This is a genomic window from Streptomyces rhizosphaerihabitans, assembly GCF_025399795.1.
GTDB lineage: Bacteria > Actinomycetota > Actinomycetes > Streptomycetales > Streptomycetaceae > Streptomyces > Streptomyces rhizosphaerihabitans.
The window spans coordinates 85,728-107,004 of record NZ_JAODTZ010000012.1 but is presented as its reverse complement, the minus strand read 5'-3'; the positions used below and the strand labels follow the sequence as shown (position 1 = coordinate 107,004).

The window sequence follows — 21,277 nt, the reverse complement described above, 5'->3', positions numbered from 1 at the left end:
AGGGCGGTCGACGGAGCGCGGAAGCGGGCGGCCCTCCCGACGGCGGCGAAGCCGACCGTCGGGGCAGCACCCCGGACGGGTCCGGAAGCGGCCATCGAGCCCCCGGCCCTGGCACGGTCCCGGACAACGACAGGGACGAGGAACAGGTACAAGGCAGAGCCGCCGGAATCGGCACACCCCAGGACACCGCCCGGCCCCAGACTTCGGACCAGGACACCGAACCCGGCGCGCCTCAGGGCACCGGCAGGAGCGAGGACCGGGACCAGGACACCGGGGTCGGCTCACCTCGCGGGACCGGCCGCGGCGAGGACCGGGACGCCGAACCCCGAGCGCCTCGGCGCACCTCCCGGGGCGCGGACCGGGACCCGGACACCAAACCTCGCGCACCCCAAGGCGCCGCCCAGGGCGAGGACCGGGACCAGGACACCGACGTCGGCTCACGCCGGGGCACCGCGCAGGCCCGGACCCCGGACCGGGGTGCCGGGGCCCGCGCGGACCGGGGCGTCGGAGGGCGCGGGCGCGACGGCTCCCCCGAGCGCCGACCGGCGTTCCAGCCGGTCACCATCCGTACCGCACGCGACGCCGTCACCGCCGCCGCGCTCTATCTGGGCTGGCTCGGCTATCGCGACATCCGGCGCGCGGACCAGCGGCCCCCGTCCGGGATCGGGCTCGCCGCGCGCGGCATCCTGGCCCAGGTGGACCCCACCGTGCGGCCGGCCTCGCTGCGCGATGTGGAGTGTCTGTGGCTGACCGCCATGACGGAGTCGGCGGACTGCGTGTTCTTCTCCCTGGCGGGGTACGCCGACGACGCCCGCTCCCGTGCCGACACCCTCGGCGTCCCCCTCTTCGTCCTGGACCTCACGGGCACCCCGCAGCCGGTGAACAGCCCGGCCGACGAACTCATCGCCGTCACGGGCTGATCACCGGGCAAAAGTACCGACGCGGGCACAGGCAGGGGCAAAACCAAAGGCAGGGGCACGAGCGCGGGTGCAGGTACCTGTACCTGCACCTGCACCTGCACCTGCACCTGCATCCCTGGCGCCTACTCCGCGTACGTCTCCCGCAGTTCGATCTTCCGTACCTTCCCCGAGACCGTCATCGGGAAGGTCTCCAGGACGCGCAGCCGACTGGGGATCTTGTAGTGCGCCAGCCGGCCCTCGCAGTAGTCGCGCAGTTCGTCCAGGGTGAGGGGGTCGGCCGGATCGCGCGGGATGACACAGGCGAGCACTTCCTCGCCGTAGCGCTCGTGAGGGATGCCTACCACCTGGACGTCGGCGATCTTCGGGTGCGCGTACAGGAACTCCTCGATCTCGCGCGGATAGATGTTCTCGCCGCCCCGGATGATCATGTCCTTGATGCGGCCGACGATCTCGACGTACCCGTCCTCCCGCATCACGGCGAGGTCGCCCGTGTGCATCCAGCGCCCCGCGTCGACGGCCTCGGCGGTCTTCTCCGGCTCGTTCCAGTAGCCGAGCATCACGCTGTAGCCACGGGTGCACAACTCTCCTGCGGTGCCGCGGGGTTGCGTCACCCCGTCCACCGGGTCGACAACCTTCACCTCCAGGTGCGGGAGCACCCGGCCGACCGTGCCCGTGCGATGTTCCAGGTCGTCGTCCCGGCGGGTCTGGAGCGAGACGGGCGAGGTCTCCGTCATGCCGTAGCAGATGGAGACCTCCTCCATGTGCATCTCGGCGACCACCCGCTTCATCACCTCGACCGGGCAGGGCGAGCCCGCCATGATGCCGGTGCGCAGGGTGGACAGGTCGTACGCGCCGAAGTCGGGGAGGTTCAACTCCGCGATGAACATGGTGGGTACGCCGTAGAGCGATGTGCACCGCTCCTGCTGCACGGCGTTCAGTGTCGCCGCCGGGTCGAACGACGGCGCGGGGATGACCATGCACGCGCCGTGCGAGGTGGCGGCCAGATTCCCCATCACCATGCCGAAGCAGTGATAGAAGGGCACGGGGATGCAGACCCGGTCCTGCTCGGAGTAGGCGATCAACCCACCCACGAAGTAACCGTTGTTGAGGATGTTGTGGTGGGAGAGCGTGGCCCCCTTGGGGAAGCCCGTCGTGCCCGAGGTGTACTGGATGTTGATGGGGTCGTCGCAGGACAGCTCGCTCCCGCGGACCTGGAACTCCTCGTGCCGGTCAGGGGTTCCGCGCCTCACCAGCGTGTCCCAGCCCGGGTCGCCGATGTACACGGTCTCCCGCAACTGCGGGCACCTGCGGCGCACTTCCTCGACCATCGCCCGGTAGTCGCTGCCCTTGTGGCTGAGGGAGGCGAACAGCAGCGAGATCCCGGCCTGGTTGAGGACGTACTCGACCTCGTGGGTGCGGTAGGCCGGATTGATGTTCACCATGATCGCGCCGATGCGGGCGGTGGCGTACTGGACGAGTACCCACTCCGGGCAGTTGACCGCCCAGATGCCCACCCGGTCGCCCTTGGCGATGCCACTGGCGAGCAGCGCGTACGCCAACCGGTCGACGTCCGCGCCGAATCGGGCGTACGTCCAGCGCCTCCCGGACGGCACGTCGACGAGCGCCTCGCGGTCCGGCCAGGCCGCGACCGCCCGGTCGAGGTTGGCCCCGATGGTGTCGCCGAGCAGCGCCGTGCCGCTCGTTCCGTGCGCGTACGACAGTTCACTCACCGGAAGTCCTCCTCGCGGTACTCGGCGTCCGAGCCGGCGGCCGTGGCCTCGCGCAGCTCGATCCGGCGGATCTTGCCGGAGACGGTCTTGGGAAGTTCGCCGAACTCCAGACGGCGGATGCGCTTGTACGGCGCCAGGACCGAACGCGCGTGCTCGAAGAGCACCTTGGCGGTGTCGGGGCCCGGCTCGTACCCGGCCGCGAGGACGATGTACGCCTTCGGTACGGCGAGGCGCAGCTCATCGGGGGCCGGGACCACGGCGGCCTCGGCGACCGCCTCGTGCTCCAGGAGCGCGCTCTCCAGCTCGAAGGGCGAGATCTTGTAGTCGGAGGCCTTGAACACGTCGTCGGCACGGCCGACATAGGTGATGTAGCCGTCCGCGTCGCGCGAGCCGATGTCCCCGGTGCGGTAGTAGCCGCCCGCCATCGCCTCCGCCGTACGGTCGGGGTCGCCGTGGTATCCGGTCATCAGGCCCACGGGGTGCTCGGACAGGTCGAGGGAGATCTCGCCCTCCGTCGCGCCGGGCGCGCCCGAGACCGGGTCGAGCAGCTCGACGCGGAAGCCGGGGCTGGGCCGGCCCATGGAGCCGGTCTTGAGCGGCTGGCCGGGGCTGTTGGACACCTGGACGGCGGTCTCCGTCTGCCCGAAGCCGTCCCGGATGGTGACGCCCCAGGCGTGCCGGACCTGCTCGATGACCTCGGGGTTCAGCGGCTCGCCCGCGGCGACGACCTCGCGCGGCGGGGTCCGCAGCAGGCTCAGATCGGCCTGGATGAGCATGCGCCACACGGTCGGCGGGGCGCAGAAGGTGGTGACGCCGGCCCGGTCCATCTCGGCCATCAGGCGGCCCGCGTCGAAGCGGGTGTAGTTGTAGAGGAAGACGGTCGCCTCCGCGTTCCACGGCGCGAAGAGATTGGACCAGGCGTGCTTGGCCCAGCCGGGTGAGGAGATGTTCAGATGGACGTCCCCGGGCTGGAGCCCGATCCAGTACATGGTGGTCAGGTGGCCGATCGGGTACGAGGCGTGGGTGTGCTCCACCAGCTTGGGCCGGGCTGTGGTGCCCGAGGTGAAGTAGAGCATCAGGGGGTCGTCCGCGTGCGTGGGGCCGTCCGGCTCGAAGGCGGCGTCGGCGGCGGCCGTCTCCTCGTACGCCTGCCAGCCGGGCCGGGTGCCGCCGACCGCGATACGGGTGTAGCGGCCGGGTACCGCGTCGAACTTCGCGGTGTCCTCGGCCCGGACGACGACGTGCCGCACCCGGCCGCGTTCGACCCGGTCGGCCAGGTCGACGGGGCCGAGCAGCGGGGTGGCCGGGATGACGACCGCGCGCAGTTTCATCGCGGCGAGGGCCGTCTCCCACAGCTCGACCTGGTTGCCGAGCATGACGAGGATGCGGTCCTCGGCCCGCACTCCCCGGTCGCGCAGCCAGTTGGCCACCCGGTCGGAGCGCTCGGACATCGCGGCGAAGGAGACCTCGACACGCTCGCCGTCCTCCTCCACGATGTGCAGGGCGGTGCGGTCGTTGTCCCGCGCGATGGCGTCGAACCAGTCGAGGGCCCAGTTGAAGTGCTCCGGGCGGGGCCAGCTGAAGCCCTCGTAGGCCGTGGTGTAGTCCGCGCGGTGCTCCAGCAGGAAGTCCCGTGCGGTGCGGAACTCGTCCGCCCTGCCCGTTGTCGCCGTCATGTGTCCTCCTCGTTGCCGGACCGCCGCCTACCATCGTGTATTCCGTGTTGCAGGTCTCACCACCCCCGAACGGGGGGTGCGCCGCGATGAAGGGGAGAGCCGGTGGCAGCAGACACGGCCGAGTCGGTGGAAGTGCGCGCCGCGCTGGTGCGGCTGCGCCGTGCCACGGGGCTGCCGGTCGCCTTCGGCGGCCTGGTGGACTCCGGCGGCCGCCTGGTGCGCATCAGTGAGCTGAGCGGTACGGCGACGCCCGCGCTGAGCGCGCTCGCGGTCTCCTCGGGCAACGGCCTGGGCGGCAAGGCGGTCGCCCTCGCCCGGCCCTGCGCGGTGAGCGACTACTCGGCCTCCCGGAAGATCAGCCACGAGTACGACACGGCGGTGGCCACGGAGGGGCTGTGTTCGGTCCTCGCGGTTCCCGTTGTCGTACGGCGCCGGGTGCGCGGGGTGCTGTACGGCGCTCTGCGGACGGCCCAGCCCCTGGGCGACCGCACGCTGGGAGCGGCCGTGGCGGCGGCCCGGGACGTGGAGCAGGCGCTGGTCGTCCGGGACCAGGCGCGTGATCTGCTCGGTGTCGTCCGTGAACCCGGTCCGGCGGCGGGAGTCACGGGAGGCGCGGCATGGGAGGAGGTCCGCGAGGCGCACGGGACGCTGCGGGCACTCGCCCCACGGATCGCCGACCCGGAACTGCGCGCCGAACTCCTCTCCGTGTGCGGCCGGTTGGCCGACGCGGCGGCACCGTCCGCGGGGGCGCCGCGCGAGGTCGGACTCGCTCCGCGCGAGGTGGACGTCCTCGCCTGTGTCGCGGCCGGCGCGACCAACGCGGCCGCCGCCGAACGGCTCGGGCTCCGGCCGGAGACGGTCAAGGGGTATCTGCGCTCGGCGATGCGCAGGCTGGGCGCGCGCACCCGCCTGGAGGCGGTCGTCGCGGCGCGCCGGGCCGGTGTGCTGCCCTAGCGGACCACCCGTTCTGGCGCTCCCCATTCAATCGGCCGGACCGTGAAATGACTTATGCGCGACATCTGTTATTTCCCTCACCACCCAGACTGTCCGAAATTCAAAGAGACATTGCCTAATATTGGCCAGGACACGACACACGAGGGGAGCGGTGACCGTGCGAGGGGACTTCAAGGAACCTGCGAGACCGCGCCCCGACCTGGTCATCGGCCGGGAGGAACTCTTCGCGGGGGCTCGTGAGCAGCTCTCCGGCGGCGGCAGTGTGCTCGTGCACGGGCCGGCGGGAATTGGAAAGTCGACCGTCCTGCGGGCGTTGGCCGCCGAATGCGCCGAATCGGCCCGCACCGTCCTGCGGTGCTCGGCCACCGAGTCCGAATCCCATCTCCCCTTCCTCGCGCTGGCCGACCTCCTCGGTCTGGTCGTCGACGAGATCGCCGACCGGCTGCCCGCGCCACAGCGCACCGCCCTGGAATCCGCGCTCACCGGCCGCGGCGAATCCACCCTCCAGCGCGACGGTCTCGCGCTGCGGCTCGCGGTGCTGTCGGCGTTCCGCGCCCTGGCCGCCCAGGGCCCGGTGCTGATCGTCGCCGACGACCTGCAGTGGCTCGACCCGGCCAGCGCCGAGCTGCTCGGATTCGCCGCCCGCAGGCTCGGCGGCACGCCGGTCCGCATGCTCTGCGCGGTCCGTACGGAGACCGAGCCGCAGGCACAGGACCACGACCGCTTTCTACGCGCGTCCCCGCCGGAGACCCTGGCCCTGCGGGTCGCCCCGCTGGCCCGCACCCAGGTGGCCGAACTCCTCGGACAGCGCGGCTACACCGGTCTGCCCCGCTCCACCGTGCGCGACATCCACCGCACCAGCGGCGGCAACCCGCTCTTCGCCCTGGAGCTGGGCCGCGCCCTCGCCGAGTCCCCGACCCGGCCGTCCCCCGGCGAGCCGCTCCCCGTGCCGACGTCACTGCGCGCGCTCGTCCTCAGCCGTCTGGACATGCTGTCCGCCGAGGCCCGCCGCACCCTGCTGGTGGTGAGCGCGGGAGCCCGCCCGACACTCGCCCTGCTGCACGCCGCGGGCCGGGAGAACGCCGAGGCGGAGACGGCCTCGGCCACCGCCCTCGGACTCCTGGCCACCGAACGCGAGACACCCGGCATCCGCTTCGCGCACCCCCTCGTCTCGGCCGCCCTGTACGCGGAGGCCGACGCCCAGGAGCGGCGCGCCGCGCACGCCGCCCTGTCCCGCGCGGCCTCCGATCCCATCGAGCGGGCCCGGCACCTCGCGCTGGCCACCACCGGCACGGACCCCGCGGTCGCCGCCCGGCTCGGCGAGGCGGCGACCGCCGCCCGTGACCGCGGCGCCCCCTCCGTCGCCGTCGGGCTCGGGCTGCTCGCCGCCCGGCACACCCCGGCCGACATCCGGCCGGGCCCGGACGAACGGCGCCTGCAGGCGGCCGAGGACGCGCTGACGGCAGGGGAGACGGACCTCGCGCGGGACATCGCGCGCCAGGTGCTGTCCCGGGCCACCGCCCCCGCCGACCGGGTCCGGGCCTGGATGGTCGTCGTCGACGCCGCCGGACAGGCCATGTCCGAGATCGACGCCGTCTTCCCGCAGGCGCTCGCCGACGCGGGCGACGACCCCGGCCTGCTCGCCCTCGTCCGCTACCAACTCGCCTGGCGTGCCCTGCTCATGGACGGCGAGATGACCAAGGCACGCGAGGAGGCCGCCCGGGCCGCACGGCTCGCGGCACGCGCCGGGGACCGGCGCACCGAACTCCTCGCGCTCGGCTTCCAGGCGCAGATGGAGACCCTGATGGGGCATCCGGACGCACCGTCGACCATCCAGCGGGCCATGCGCGAGCCGCAGGACCCCCGGGTCGCCTGCGACCACAACGGCGCCGGTGCCGCCCGCTTCCGCTGGCTCGTCATGGGCGACCGGCTCGCCGAGGCCCGTACGGCCATCACCGCACTGCTGCGCGAGGTCCAGCGGCGCGGCATGGTCGAGAGCGAACTGCACTTCCTGCGCGGCCTCGCCGAGACCGAACTGCGCTCAGGGCACTGCGGCCGCGCCCTGGACCTGGCCCGGGAGAGCCTCAGGCTGGCCCGTGACACCGGCATCGGCGAGGCGGCCACCGCCATGCTCACCTCACTCACCGAGGCGGCGGGCGGTGACGTGGACCGGGCGCTCGCCCTCGCCCACGAGGCGGTGGACCGCGCCGAGGAGGACGGCGACCTGGTCTATCTCTCGCGCGCCCTGGGCGCCCTCGGGCACGCCCAGCTGGTCGCCGGGGACGCGTCCGCCGCGGTCCACTCCCTGCGCCGGGTCCGGGAGTTGGAGGAGGGGCTCGGTGTCATCGACCCCGCCCGCGGCCGCTGGCACGGCGACCTCGCCGAGGCCCTGGTCAGGATCGGGGAGACCGCGGAAGCACAGGACGTCATCGACGTGACCCGCCGGCGCGCGCTGCGGCTGGAGCGCGAGAGCGTGCTCGCCGTGCTCGACCGCGCCGAGGCCCTGGTCCGGGCCGCGCGCGGCGAACAGGGGCCCGCGGAACGCCAGTTGGCGTCAGCGCAGGACCGCCTCGGCAAGCTGGGCTACGGCCTTGAGGAGGCCCGCGCCGCGTACGCCCTCGCCGGTCTGCGCACCCTCCCCCAAGCTCTCGGCTCCGCCAGGGCAGGGGGGACCCCCGTCCCGGGACCCACGTCCTACGACGAAGCCGCCCGTCTGTTCCGCCGGTGCCGTGCGCTGCCCTGGCTCCGTCAGGTGGAGACGGCGTCCGCGCCCCCTCCGGTCGCTCCGCCCCTCGCCTCCGCCGCCCTCAACACCCTCGCGGCGACCGAGCGCCAGGTCGCCGCCCTCGTCATGGAGGGCGCCACCAACCGCGAGATCGCCGCGCGCCTGTTCATCAGCGTGAAGACCGTGGAGGCCACCCTCACCCGGGTGTACCGGAAACTGGGAATACGGTCACGGGTGGACATCGTGCGGCTGGCGGCGGAACGCAGGCCCGACTGAGGCCTGCGGTGGCCAGGGCGGAAAACGGCCGACTCGGCTGGACCGGCGGCCGGAGCCATGGCACAGCCCCTGGTGGGAGGCCGGCGGACCGCTGAGGCCGCGAGCGAGACGGTGACGGGGCCTCCGGCGGGAAGGGGCCGGACCGGTGAGACTGCGGGCCGGAACGGTGACACTGCGGACTGGAACGGTAGAGCTCCGGGCCAGGGCGGTAGAGCTCCTGGGTGACTCCTTCGGGTGAACGGGCGTCAGACGGGCGAGGCTCCCGGGCCGGGACCAACCGGACGGCGCCCGCGTCAAACACCGCTCGCCCCGGGCAAGGGTTTTCCCTCCCCCATCTCCACTAGGGGGTTCCCTCATAGAGAGGGAGCGGTCCCACGCCCTAGCGTGTGGCCGTGCCGCTCGCTCGGGCACACGACACCCCACCCAGAGGCGTCGTGACTCACCCCCCACACCCGCGCGTCCCCCCACCGGCAACTTTCAAGGAGACCGATGTTCGGGCTCAACCGCGTCAAAAAGACCGCCGCCGTCTGTGCGGCGACCGCCGCAGCCGCCGCGACCACGCTGCTCGGCGCCCCCTCCGCCGCAGCCGCGCCCCAGCCCATCGTCGGCGGCACGACGACCACGACGACCGCGTACCCGTTCATGATGCAGATCACCGACGCCTCGCAGAACCAGTTCTGCGGCGGCACCCTCGTCGCCGCCAACAAGGTCGTGACCGCCGCCCACTGCATGTCCGGCGAGACCACCGGCAGCATCCGCGTGGTGGGCGGCAGGACCTACCTCAACGGCACGAACGGCACCGTCAGCAAGGTCAGCAAGATCTGGATCAACCCCGGCTACACGGACGCCACCAACGGCGACGACGTGGCCGTACTGACCCTGTCGACGTCGATGTCGTACACCCCGGCGAAGTACGTCGCCTCCTCGGACACCGGCCTGTACGCGACCGGCACCACGGCCCGCATCGTCGGCTGGGGCACCACCTCGGAGAACGGCAGCTCCTCCAACCAACTGCGCACCGCGACCGTACCGATCGTGTCCAACTCCAGCTGTGCGAGCTCGTACGGCTCCGACTACGTGGCCTCCGACATGGTCTGCGCCGGTTACACCGCCGGCGGCGTCGACACCTGCCAGGGCGACAGCGGCGGCCCGCTGCTCATCGGCGGTGTGCTGGCCGGCATCACCTCCTGGGGCGAAGGCTGCGCCGAGGCCGGCTACCCGGGTGTCTACACCCGCCTGACGACGTTCTCCAGCCTGGTGACCACACAGGTCAACTCGTAGTAATCGATGATCTCCTGAGTACCCCTCAGGTAAAAGCCGAGGGGCGTTGCGAGCCTCCACGAGCGGCCCGCAACGCCCCTCATCCACTTAAGGACAGGTCCTGGGTCGCCAGTCCGTTCTCCCCCTCGGCCTCGACTTCGGTGGCCCTCGCACTTGCCGGCGGACGGCTGCTTCCCCGCAGCCCCCCAACCGTCCGCCGGCACCTCAGGTCGACCCACTTGATGTCGCACACCGCGACGAGGCCTCAGGGCCGTGCGACCGTGCCGAACCGGACGTCGTGCCCCTCCCCCTCGTGCATCGTCGCGAGCATCCGCTCCCCCTCCGCCGTGACCTCGTCCCGCTGCGCCTTCGTGAGCCTGCCGAAGGGCTCGACGACGAGCGCGCCCTCCTCCAGCTTCCACAGGCCGGACAGGAAGCCGTCGACGAGCAGGGTGCAGTAGGCCTGATTTCCCTGCCAGGTGCGCCCCTTGAGGTCGGCGGGGACGACCCGGGAGCGGTCGGCGTGGGACAGCAGCAGATTGTCGAACTCGGGCAGGAAGCGCGGCGGGGCAGGGGTGTCGGCGTCGGGCCGGGACGCGCCGGGAAGGTCGAAGAGTTCCACGCCGCTCTCGTCACGGAACGTCGTCAAGCTGGGCCGGAGCCGCTCGAAGACCTCACGGAGCCGGGTCAGACCGGCCCAGGTCTGCATGTCCTTGACCGAGGCGGGGCCGAAGGCGGTGAGATAGCGCAGCACGGTCGCGTCGGGTGCCGGGGCCGGCTCCGCGGAGCGGCCCAGCCAGTGCTCGGCGGTGGTGAGGGCGACCTGACCGCTGCGGCCCCACAGACCGCGCGGGGTGACCTGGACGAGCGGCAGGGTGCAGCGGGCCGCGACGGACAGGGCGAACGGGTCGGCGTCCGGCCACTTTGCGAGCAGCGCCTCGCGCAGCTGCTTCATGGTGCGCGGCTCGGTCTCCACCAGCTCACGGCTGATCGTGGCGAGCCGCTCCAGATCGACGCCGACGAGTCCCTTGCGGAACTGGCCCAGCTCCCGGTCGCGGGCGGCCTGCACCAGCGGACGCAGGGTGAGGACGTCCTCGGCGGTGTGCGTGTGGATGGTGGAGCGCATGGTGACGATCCGGACGACCTCGCGTGCGCCCATGGCGGCCGACAGCTGCTCGGGCCGGAAGCCGTCCAGCCGGGCGGCAAGGGCGTAGTACGGCGGCTTCACGTTCTGTGCCTGGAGGCCGAGGAGATGCTCGACGGCGGTCGTCGCGGACAGCGGGGAGCGGCGCAGCAGGAGCTGACGGTCGAGGGTCGCGCGGTTGAGGGCGCGGGTCCCGAGCACGGGGGCCGTCGCGGTCGTCTTCGTCATGTCCGGCACGCTAACGCCGTTTGCGGACACCCCCTGTCCGCAACTCCCACCCGATCCCGATCCCGATGCCGCCGACCACTCACTGAACGTTTGCCCCGTATATCCTGCTCCGTGATCACACAGACGTACGTTCGACCCTGGAGGCAGCCGCGATGTCCGAGCGACGCGCCCGCCAAGCCTCGAAGAACCGGAAAAGCACCAGGGACGCGGACGGCTCCCCGGAGACGAGGAACCCCGAGGGCTCGAAGGGCGCGAAGGCCACGCGGAAGTCCCTCTGGCGGCGCGCCCTGACCCCGCCGTCCGCGCCGCCGCCGCAGCCTCCGGCGCCGCTCGACTCCCCTCCCGCGCCAGAACCCGCCGAGGTCGCCAGCGTCGTCCAGTCCGCGCTCTACCGCGACGGGGTACGGGTGTCGACGCCCGCGTCGCTGGCCGAGACCTTCCGTGAGCTGCGCGAACAGCCGGACGGTATGGCGTGGATCGGCCTGGCCCGTCCGACGGAGACCGAACTCCTCTCGCTGGCAGCCGAGTTCGACCTGCATCCGCTGGCCGTCGAGGACGCGATGGAGGCGCATCAGCGGCCGAAGCTGGAGCGCTACGGCGAGACGCTCTTCGTCGTGCTGAGCGCCGCCCGTTATCTGGACGCGGTCGAGGAGGTCGACTTCGGCGAACTGCACGTGTTCGTGGGACCGGACTTCGTGATCACGGTCCGGCACGGCGCGGCACCGGACCTCTCGGCGGTGCGCCGCCGCATGGAGGGCAGCCCGGAGCTGCTGAGGCTCGGTCCGGAGGCCGTCCTCTACGCGATCCTCGACTCCGTCGTCGACGGCTACGTCCCGGTGGTCTCCGGCGTCCAGAACGACATCGACGAGATCGAGACCGAGGTCTTCCGCGGCGACCCGGCGGTGTCCCGCCGCATCTACGAACTCTCGCGCGAGATGGTCGAGTTCCAGCGTGCCACCCGCCCGCTGGTCAGCATGCTGCACAGCCTGATGGCCGGTTTCGCCAAGTACCGCACGGACGAGGAGCTCCAGCGCTACCTCCGCGACGTCGCCGACCACGTCACCCACACCAGCGAACGCGTCGACGGTTTCCGTCAAGCCCTCACCGACATCCTCACCGTCAACGCGACGCTGGTCACCCAGCAACAGAACGCCGAGATGCGGGCGTTGGCGGAGGCGGGTTTCGAACAGAACGAGGAGATCAAGAAGATCTCCTCCTGGGCGGCGATCCTGTTCGCCCCGACACTGGTCGGGACGATCTACGGAATGAACTTCGACCACATGCCGGAGTTGCACTGGGTGTTCGGGTACCCTTTCGCGATCATCCTGATGGCGGTTGTCTGCACCAGTCTGTACGTCATCTTCAAACGGAAACGCTGGCTCTGAGCAGTCACCGCGAGAGGCGCTGTCGCGGTGAGGCGTCGCCCCGATCGCAGGCGCCGGCAGAGCATCCGTGGCCGCTGGGGAAATCTGGGGAGAATGAGCCGCCCTCCGTTCCGGGCGGGCTCCCGCGATCACGGGCGTCGAGCTGCGAAAGCGTCCGTGCTGCGGTGCGGGTTGGAGTGCCGACGATCACGGAAAGCAGTGGACTTCCGGGCCGAGAAACCAGAACGCATGGGCACAGCGAGGTGCTGTGTCCATCCGTTTCGCGAGTTGCGGAGGGTTGCCGCCCATGTGGTCGTGACAACGACGGCAGGTTGGCCGAGCAGGGCATCGACGGCCCCGCGCCCTGAAGTGATCCCCGTGGTGTGGACACATCTGACAGTGGATCTTGTTGATCCTGGAAGGTGCAGATCCACGTGGCACGGCCCTCGAAGTACAGTGCGGAGTTCCGGTCCGACGTGATCGCGTTGCGGCGGGCTTCGGCCGGCAGGCGGACGTTCAAGGACGTCGCGGCCGATCTGGATGTCGATCCCGAGACGCTGCGAACCTGGTGCGGGACGCCGACGGCCGTGCAGTCGCCGCCGGGGCGTCGCAGGACACCGAGGCCGAGCCGGCCCGGCTGCGGGCGGAGAACGCGCGGCTGGCCAGGGCGGAGGAGGAGTGGCGGTTCGAGCGGGATGAACCATCCTCCGACGGCGAGCCCCGGGCTGTGCTTCTGGGTGCCCGGCGCCAGGATCTCCGCGTTCACCCTGCAGCCCCGGAACCACACCAGGAAGGCGATCACCGAGCCGAGCAGGGCCGGCGGCACCACCGGCGACGCCACGGCGAACGCCCGGGTGCCCGTCCCTCCGGCGAGCCCCACCCCCAGCTGCGTCAACGCGTGCGCCGCGATGAACACCTGCGCCGCCCGCCCGACCGACCGCGGATCGGCCGGCCTGACCGCACCACCCTGGGCAGACGCTCCTGGGGCCACCCCCGAGGGAATCGTGGGCACCATGAACTCCCTTGCTCTGCAACCTGCTTGCTGCCGCCTTCCCGGCCGCCCGCATCTCCTTGCTCTGAGCGCCCCGTCACCACGGTCCGCCACAGATCCCGACGACAGCGACGACCCGCCGCTTCGCGCGGCACCCGTTCTCTGACGCTGCCGTCGACTGCCGCCGTCACACACGCCGAGAGCCCCACCGGAATCACATCCGGTGAGGCTCTCAGTTCACTCGGCCGAAGGAACTCGGTCAGTCGGCGGCAAAGAACTCGACGATGCGACGAGCCACTTCGTCAAGGCCGCCCAGGGCGTACTCCCGGCGCTCCGGTCCGGATTCCCGCACACGGAACACCGCCCCGTCGCTCTGAACGCGGAACATCCGGTCGCCCTGCCGGGGCGGAGCCTCGGTGAAGCGGAGCTCGCCGTAGCTGATCTCCGGAAAGAAGCTCCGCAGTTCACCGAACTGGGCAAGCCGGACGAGCAGTTGCTGGCCCCCCGTGCGGTACTCCGAATCCAGCAGATCCTGCCACTGGGCCTCGGCGACCCTTCCCTCCGCGAATGCGCGCGCCAGCTTCCCCGGTTTCATGAACGGGAATTCCAACACGTGGTCATCGAGAGGCTCGCCGTCCTGCCAGGCGGCGATCGACCGGAGGACCTGACCGAGGTCATCGGTCGCTCCCGACGCCCATTCGATACCGGACTCGTGAATTCCGATGCCGAAGCCCCTCTCCCAGGCCCCGACGTGGATCGAGACGATACCGCGGCCGGTGACGAGTTCCGCCCGGCCGAATCCGTCGACGAGCCCGTCAAGCGTCAACCCGATACCGGAAGCGCTGCGCTTCAGCGCTTCGGCCAGACCCTCGGACATGTCGAGGTCGGAGTAAAGAACTGTCGGATCCCATGAGTCATTCGATGGCATCTTGCTATTCATCCCAGGGAATCGACCCTTCACAATTGCACGTGGTCATCGTGCTCCTGACCGGATCCAGTTTACCGAAGGTGGACCAGTCGGGCTCAGCGGGTCGGGGCACTTCGACGATCTTTCCGCCCGGACCCTCGTTGTAGAAATGCACACTGTCCCATGAACGCTGACCATTGGCCACCGCCCTGGCGATCCAGCTCATCTCGAGTTCCGTGGCTTTCCCATCTCCTGAGAGACCGTTCCTCACCGCACCGTTGAAACTGGTGTCCCACCCCTTCATGTTGACGTGAAGACCGGTGACATTGGGGTCGCCGATCATACGCTGCACAGGGGCCTTCCACCCGTCATTGGGGTTGTTCAGCATGTGAAGGAATTTGTTCTCCTTCGCCCACTCCTCGGTTCCCATCGTGCGCCAGCCAAGAGCGAGATTGCAGTTGTGGACCAGTACCGGCGTGGAACCGGCGAGCACGTAGTACGTGTGCAGGTCCTCGACGGTGAGGTTGTACATGTCGGCCGCGCCGGGAACGGACTTCACCCCGGCGAGGGCGATCCGGCGGCCGGCGGCGGTGATCAGGGCATGGCCCGGCACCAGGGTGCCGGCCTGGACCCAGGCGCGGGCGGTGTCGTCCCAGAAGGGGTGATTGGCCGTGGCGTGGATGGTGGCGGTCCGCCCCTTCGCGTCACGGACGCTCAGGTCGACGAGTTCGTCGTCGCGGTGGACAAGACGGGCGGCCACCTTCCGGGGGCCCTTGTGCCGGCCGGTCCCGGGATCGGCGGCCTCGACCTCGTCACCCGGCTTGATCTTGGCGATCGCCTTGGTGCGCCCGTTCTTCATGAGCACCTTGGTCTTCGGGGTGAAGCTGCACAGCCCCCGTTCCATCCGGGCCAGCATGCGGGCCATCCGCGTCGACCCGCGAGCGATACCGCCGAGGTCCCAGGTGGACATCGCCTCGCCGAGGGTGTCGCACTTGTCCTGGTTGTTGTTGACCATGCACTGGTACGCCGGCTCGAAGACGGTCATGTCACCGAGCGCGGAGAGGAACTGCTTGTCGAGTTCCCTGCTGGCGTCCATCTCCGCCTGCGTGAAGCAGCTCAGGGCGAGCGGAGTGTAGACGGTCGCGTAGGGGCTTGCGTTATAGCGGCACTGGTCGGCCTTGAAGAAGTAGTTGTAGGCATCCTGGAGTTCCTTCTTCCGCTTCTTGGCGAAGTACTCCTGGGTTTCCCGGTTGGCCTTGTCGCCCTTTTCTTTGTTCTTCTTGATGCAGGCCGCTTTGCAGGTGTTGGTGTTGTCCTTCTTCCCGCAGAGTTCCGGGTTGACGTCGCACTTGGTGCGGCCGGTCGGATCGCTGAAGGTGACCGGATTGTTCTCGGTGTAGCTGTAGCCGTTCATCTGCTGCGGGTCGGCCGTGTTCATGACCGGGTCAAGGCTGGCGAAACGGCCGGTGTCCGGGTCGTACTCGCGGGCGCCGAGGTGGGTGAGGCCCGTCGAGGCGTCCTGGGTGCCGCCGATGAAGCCCTTCTCGCCGGGCCAGGAGGACGGGGCCTTGCCACGCGGGGCTCCGAACGGGGTGGAGCGACGCTGCTGCATGGACAGATCGGCCGCGTTCACGGCGAGTTCGGAGGTGCCGTGGTGGTCGCCGAGGAGGAAGGAGAGCTTGCCGTCGTCGGTGCGAATGGCCTGGTTGCCGCCGCCGAGGTCGTAGTAGCGGGTGGCCTTGGGAGTGCTGCCGGAGGTCTTGGCGAGGGTGATCTCGGTGGAGCCGAGGTAGAGGGTGGTCTCGCTGTCGGTGCGCCGGATCAGGCGGTTGCCGTCGGCGTCGTACACGTACGAGGTGCTCTTGGCACCCTGGGTGACCTTCGCCAGGTGGCTCTCGGCGTCCCAGTCGAGAACCTGCTTGTCACCGCCGAGGGTACGGGTCTGGGTGTTGCCGATCCCGTCGTAGGTGTACGAGTCGACCGCCGTGCCGGCGGGGCTCTCGGTGCTCACCTTGGTGAGGCCGTGCGGCTGCGGCAACTTCGGGTCGGGATAGGAGTAGGTGCGCTTGCTGTCCTTGGCCGCGTCGCCCGTCGGGTCGTGCAGGGTCTCGGTGTGCCGGTTGCCGGTGACGTCGTAGGTGTAGGACGTCCAGTACGGCGCCGGGCCGCCGAGAAGGGAGCCGCTGGGGGTGGCGGAGCAGCCGGTGCTGCCCTGGGCCCAGGCCTCGGTGAGACGGTCGAGGTAGTCGTACTGGAAGCACTGGTTGTCGGTGCCGTCACGGGAGACGTCGCTGATGGAGGTGATGTTGCCGGCGTCGTCGTACCCGAAGGTGGAGGACTTGTCGACGCCGGGCACTCCCTCGCGGTCCACCCGCGAGTTGTCCAGGCGCTGGGTGCCCCACTGGTAGGTGTTGGTGACCTGGGTCTTCTTGGCACCGCTCTGGTAGGTGAACTGCAGCGGCTTGCCCGTGTAGCTGTAGGAGGTGTTGGTGATGTAGCTGACGCCGCCGGTACCGGTGAGGGCGACCGGTCGCATCAGGTCGTCGTAGGTGGGGGTGATGACGTCCGCGGCGAGGCTGCCGGCGGCCGGGTAGCTGCTCGACTGCACGGTGCCGTCGGTGTTGTACTTGGTGTTCGACTGGTAGGAGCCGGCCAGGGCACCGTTCTCCGTCGTCGCGGGGATGCTGATGGTGGCCCGGTTGACCCGGTAGAGAGTGTCGTAGATGTTGAAGGTCGTGGTGTAGGCGCTGCCGCTCGCCCCGCCGATGTAGCGGGTCACCGAGGCCGGCTGCCCCTCGGCACCGGACGGGTCCCAGACGCGCTTGACGAGCAGCGGGCCGCTCGCGTCGCCGTCGTGGGTTTCCAGCTCACGGCCGAGATCGTCGTAGACGTGGGTGATCTTCTGCTTCGGCGTGCGGTCGTCGGTGCTGGAGATCAGCAGGTTGCGGTCATCGAAAACGTAAGTGCTGTCGCCCTTGTCCGGGTCGTGTGCGCCGGTCAGGTTGCCGCGCTGGTCGTAGGTGTACGTCCAGTGGTTGCCGGCCGGGTCGGTGACCGCGGTGACCCTGTCCGCCGGGTCGTAGTCGTAGTGGGTGGTGTCCGCCGCGCCGGTGGGCGTGGCGGCCTTGTACTGCAGCAGGTCTGTGGTGCGGCCCCGCGCGTCGGTGATCGTGGTGGTGGCCGTGCCGCCCGCAGGCGGGGTGACCGAGGTGCGGTCGCCGCCGTAGCTGGTGCTGGTGGTGGCCAGCACCTTGCCGCCGTCGCCGTTGCCCGCGACCTGCTGGGACTTCACGACGCGGCCGAGGCCGTCGAAGGTGTTCCAGGTCTGGGTCTCCACCGCCAGCGCGTCGTCGAGCTTGAGCAGCTCGGTGGAGGGGGCCGCCGTGTTGTAGTACGGCGCGAACGCCTTCGCCGTCAGACCACGCTCGTCGTAGAAGGTGTCGCTGACCACCCGTCCGCCGCCGGGACCTGGTGCCTGGGCCTGACGCTCCCGCAGGAAGCCGTCGTACAGCACGTACGAGGCCCGCTGGGAACCGTCGTTCTTCAGAACCTTGGTCGTGACGGCGACGGGCTTGCCGTCGGTGATGGTGTAGGCGAACTCGTAGTTCGGGGTGTCGCTGGTCTTGGAGCGGTTGGGCAGCCAGATCTTGAGCCTGCGGCCCAGCGCGTCATAGGTGGTGTCGCTCTGCTTGTTGTTGGTGTCGAGCCCCGAGACCGGCAGGCCGCGGGCGGCGTCGTAAGTCGTGGTCTGGGTCTGCGCCGTGGTGCTGCTGCCCGCGGTGGCGGGCGGGGTGGTCACCTTCATCGTGGTCGGGAAACCGGTCGCGGGCGTGTAGACCGTGGTGGTGGTCCGGCCGTCGGTCCGGTCGGTGCGCACCGGCGCGGTGCTCTCGGTGGCGGTGACGGTGCCCGTGATGTCGGTGCTGCTCAGCTGGCGCCCGTAGGTGGTGTCGTAGGTGACACCGGATTCCATGTAGGTGGCCGTGGTGCCGTTGTGGGATTTCAGCGCGGCCAGCCTGGTGGAATCGCCCTTGGTCGGCGCCGCGTTGTACCCCTGGCCGTCATAGGCCGTACGGACGTCGGTGATGACGTCGGCCTTGCGGTCCGGCGTGGTGTCACACTTGACCGCGACGGTCTCCACCCGGGACGGCTTGGTCAGGATCCAGGCGGTGGTGTTGTCGACGTAGGTGGTGCGGGTGCACTGGTCGTCCTTGGCCGTCGAGATGTCGCCGAGGTCCTCGCTCTGCACGACCCGGCCGGCGGTGTTCTCGAAGGTGCTGGACTCGGACGTCGTCTGCCACTTCTCGCCGACGCCGTCGTCCAGCGAGGTCCAGGTGCGGGTCGAGGCGGTGCCGGTCAGGTTGGCGGTGGTGGTGCCCCAGGAACGCACCCGCTTGGCTGTCTCGTGGTGCCAGGGGGTACTGACGGACTTCTCCAGCACCCGGCCGCCCGGACCGCTGTACTGCTCGGTCTTGTACTCGAAACCGGCCGCGGAATCGTGGTCGGTGATCGTGCCACCGTTGTCGTCGGATACCGTCACGGACTTCGTGCCGTCGTCCGTGGACGTGCCCTTGCGGTCGCCGTCCATGCCCCGCAGGAACCAGTGATCGTCCTGCGACTTCATCCCGACCGGGTCCTGACCGCCGGTGCGCACGCGGACGTGGGCGTAGCCGCGCCACTGCGACCAGGTCTTGTACTTCTCCTTGGTCAGGCCGTCGTCGTCGGTGTAGTGCCAGGCCGCGCCGTCCAGGTAGTCGTAGCGCGTGACCTGGTCGGGGGAGGCCTTGGTGCGGTCGGTCTGGGTGATCGCCTCGACGACGTACTTGTTGAACCACTGCAGCGACGGGTCGGCGTCACCGGACTTGGTGAAGTACACCGGGTAGCAGCGGGTGGTGTTGGTCTGCGGAGTGGGCAGGTTGCTCGCGTCGCAGGCCGAGGAGGAGTAGGCGACGTCGATCTGGCCGCCGGACTCGTCGGCGATGGTGGACAGCCGCTCCTTGATGAAGGGGGCGGTGTCGTCACCGGCGATGTCGAGGCGGTTGGCCCGCTGGTCGTAGCCGAAGGTGACCTTCGGCAGCGTGATCGCGGGGGTGGCCGACTTGCCGGTGTGCTGGATCGAGTCCAGCAGCAGCTGGTAGTCGATGTCCGCCATGCCCCAGCGGTAACCCAGGGCCCAGGTGTCGATCGGCGTGTAGGTGCCGTCCGACTTCAGCACGTTGGTGGTGACCGAGGACAGCTTCTTGCGGGTCCAGAAGCTGGGCGACGCGGACTTGGTGCAGTCCTCGCCGGACTTGCAGTTCAGGTCCCACGGAGTGTCGTACCAGTAGAACTTCTTGTCGTCGATCGTCGACGGGTCACACGTCACGCCGGTCTCGGGCAGGCAGCGCTCGGTGTTGGAGAAGTCCACCCGGGCCAGGGCCTTGGCCGAGGAGACGGTGTCCTTGCGCAACCCGTAGTCGATGTGGTCGACGTAGCCGCCGCGGTCGTAGACCGTCTCGTCGGCGGGCTTGAAGTTGCGGGCGTAGTAGTTGGATTCCTTCTTGTAGTAGTACGCCATCGCGTTGCCGTGCACGTCCACGACGTAGTCGAGGTTCCAGCGCCACGCCTGCTGGCACCAGGAATCCTCGAACGACGCCTGGTGGCACGGCTCGCCGGCGTCGTCGCCGTAGACCGGGACCGTCCAGGTGGAGTCGGTGGTGTCCTTGCCCGACGCCCAACCGGGGAGACGGTTGTATCCGAAGAAGTACTGGGTGCCGTCGGTGGTCGTCACCTTCCAGTACTCGTCGTTGCGGGCGCCGTTGGAGCGGACGTCGGTGGTGGAACCGTAGACCCGCTCGACCTTGGTGCCGTCGTCGCCCTTGATCTTGAACTTGTCGGTGCCGTCCGGGATCAACTCACCCGCGTGACCGTTGAACGAGATCGTGGCGTTGTCGTACGCCCAGCACATGTCGCCGGGCTTCTTGCCGTCGGCGTTCTTCACGTCGTCGTCGGCGCACGGCTTGTAACTGCGATCCACCGAACCGGGCCACAGCGCGAAACCGTCACCGGCCCACGACGACTGGTTGTTGGTCGCCGACGTCCGACCGTCGACACCACCGGAGTTGTACGACAGACCCACCTGGGGCGCCATCTTGCCGGGCACACCCGGCACCGGCATGTCGTACGACCACGAGAAGCTGCCGGAGCTGAGGTCCGTCGACCAGGTCGCCGAGGCGGACAGCTGGCTGGCGGAGTAGTCGCCGTGCTCGCTGGAGGTGCCGCCCTCGGCGGCCGTGGTCGCCGCGAGCAGGGTCGGCGTGGCGCCGAGGGTGGTCGCGGCGGTGAGCGTGGTCCCGCTGTTGCGCGCGTCGAGAGTCTCGCCGGTGCGGCACTTCGCCAGCTCCGGGGTCGTCGCGGCGCACGCGGGCAGCTGCACCAGCTTCAGACGGGACGCGTAGGCGCCGCCGTAACTCTGCGCGAACGCGGAGGTGTCGACGCCTATGCCGACCTTGGTTCCTTCGGCATCGGGCGCGCGGCGAACGGAGAACAGCAGTCCGTCGACGCCCGCCTTTCGGGCGGCGGTCTCGCCCAGTACCTTCACGGTCGCCGTGCCCGAGAGCGTGGTCGCCGACGCCTTGGCCGTCTTCTGGTTCTTACTCGCGGCAGGAGCCGTCAGGAACACTGGCAGCTTGCCGGCACGCCGGGTCACCGCCTTGGCCCCCGGTGTCAGCGTGACCTTCGCCGTGCCACTCTGCGGCCAGGCATGCCGGGGCGCCTTCGCCGGTACCCTCGGCTCGTCCTCCGTCCCACGCGGCAACGACTTCACGCCGTGGCCGGTGAGGGCCTTCTCCGACGCCGGGATCCCCGGCATGTCGTCCGCCTGGGCAAGAGGCGTACCCGCCCCTTGCAACAGGGTGCCGATCAGCACCGCCGATACGGCCCCGGCGATTCTGCGCCGGGGCCATCTACCCGTTCTCAAAATGGTTCCTCTCATCTTTGTGGTGATCCGCAGCCCGTGACGGGCCGGGGGTCGGTGGCCGGAACGGCGACACACGCATCCGTGATGCCAGGCCGCCGGTATTCGCCCCGGGTGCGGCCGTCGGTCTCTTGGCGTATGCCGAGA

The 21,277-nt window shown here is 70.1% G+C and carries 9 protein-coding genes and 3 pseudogenes; 6 read left to right on the top strand and 6 right to left on the bottom strand.

Annotation, left to right across the window (positions count from 1 at the left end):
- Positions 1-536 precede the first annotated feature (536 nt).
- Positions 537-920: pseudogene (locus N4G66_RS14705) on the top strand (hypothetical protein); the annotation flags it as partial.
- Between the two features lie 122 nt (positions 921-1,042).
- On the opposite strand, the gene N4G66_RS14700 reads toward N4G66_RS14705, so the two are convergent.
- Both N4G66_RS14700 and N4G66_RS14695 read right to left on the bottom strand, forming a co-directional pair.
- The gene (locus N4G66_RS14700; protein ID WP_261704535.1) at positions 1,043-2,650 is read right to left on the bottom strand and encodes an AMP-binding protein; all 1,608 of its coding nucleotides are present in this window, start codon (positions 2,648-2,650) and stop codon (positions 1,043-1,045) included.
- Positions 2,647-4,326 carry an AMP-binding protein gene (locus N4G66_RS14695; RefSeq protein WP_261704534.1) on the bottom strand — a complete coding sequence of 560 codons (1,680 nt, stop codon included), beginning with the start codon at positions 4,324-4,326 and terminating at the stop codon, positions 2,647-2,649. Before N4G66_RS14695 ends, N4G66_RS14700 begins: the two co-directional genes overlap by 4 nt.
- Positions 4,327-4,428: 102 nt before the next feature.
- On the opposite strand from N4G66_RS14695, the gene N4G66_RS14690 reads away from it, so the two are divergent.
- The 3 genes from N4G66_RS14690 (at position 4,429) to N4G66_RS14680 (ending at position 9,562) form a co-directional block, all read left to right on the top strand.
- Positions 4,429-5,280 carry a helix-turn-helix transcriptional regulator gene (locus tag N4G66_RS14690; RefSeq protein WP_261704533.1) on the top strand — a complete coding sequence of 284 codons (852 nt, stop codon included), beginning with the start codon at positions 4,429-4,431 and terminating at the stop codon, positions 5,278-5,280.
- Between the two features lie 151 nt (positions 5,281-5,431).
- On the top strand, positions 5,432-8,281 hold the full coding sequence (locus tag N4G66_RS14685) for an ATP-binding protein (RefSeq protein ID WP_261704532.1): 2,850 nt from the start codon (positions 5,432-5,434) through the stop codon (positions 8,279-8,281).
- Between the two features lie 489 nt (positions 8,282-8,770).
- Positions 8,771-9,562, top strand: coding sequence for a S1 family peptidase (locus N4G66_RS14680; RefSeq protein ID WP_261704531.1), 792 nt, complete (start codon positions 8,771-8,773; stop codon positions 9,560-9,562).
- 244 nt (positions 9,563-9,806) lie between these two features.
- On the opposite strand, the gene N4G66_RS14675 is transcribed toward N4G66_RS14680, so the two are convergent.
- Entirely contained in the window at positions 9,807-10,913 is a 1,107-nt protein-coding gene (locus tag N4G66_RS14675) for a winged helix DNA-binding domain-containing protein (RefSeq protein WP_261704530.1), read from the bottom strand.
- A 152-nt stretch (positions 10,914-11,065) separates the two neighbouring features.
- Between N4G66_RS14675 and N4G66_RS14670 the strand changes: the two genes are divergently transcribed.
- A complete protein-coding gene (locus N4G66_RS14670; RefSeq protein WP_261704529.1) occupies positions 11,066-12,298 on the top strand; it encodes a magnesium and cobalt transport protein CorA in 1,233 nt (410 codons plus the stop codon).
- Between the two features lie 401 nt (positions 12,299-12,699).
- Positions 12,700-12,837 (top strand): annotated as a pseudogene (locus N4G66_RS45900) (IS3-like element ISRhosp1 family transposase); the annotation flags it as partial.
- A 188-nt stretch (positions 12,838-13,025) separates the two neighbouring features.
- Here N4G66_RS45900 and N4G66_RS45895 read toward each other — a convergent pair.
- The 3 genes and pseudogenes from N4G66_RS45895 to N4G66_RS14655 form a co-directional block, all read right to left on the bottom strand.
- Positions 13,026-13,292, bottom strand: a pseudogene (locus tag N4G66_RS45895) (hypothetical protein); the annotation flags it as partial.
- Positions 13,293-13,527: 235 nt separating this feature from the next.
- Positions 13,528-14,208, bottom strand: a complete 681-nt coding sequence (locus N4G66_RS14660; RefSeq protein WP_261704527.1) for a hypothetical protein — start codon at positions 14,206-14,208, stop codon at positions 13,528-13,530.
- Positions 14,201-21,133, bottom strand: a complete 6,933-nt coding sequence (locus N4G66_RS14655) for a polymorphic toxin-type HINT domain-containing protein (protein ID WP_261704526.1) — start codon at positions 21,131-21,133, stop codon at positions 14,201-14,203. The genes N4G66_RS14660 and N4G66_RS14655 overlap by 8 nt, the downstream gene beginning before the upstream one ends.
- Between the last annotated feature and the right edge of the window lie 144 nt (positions 21,134-21,277).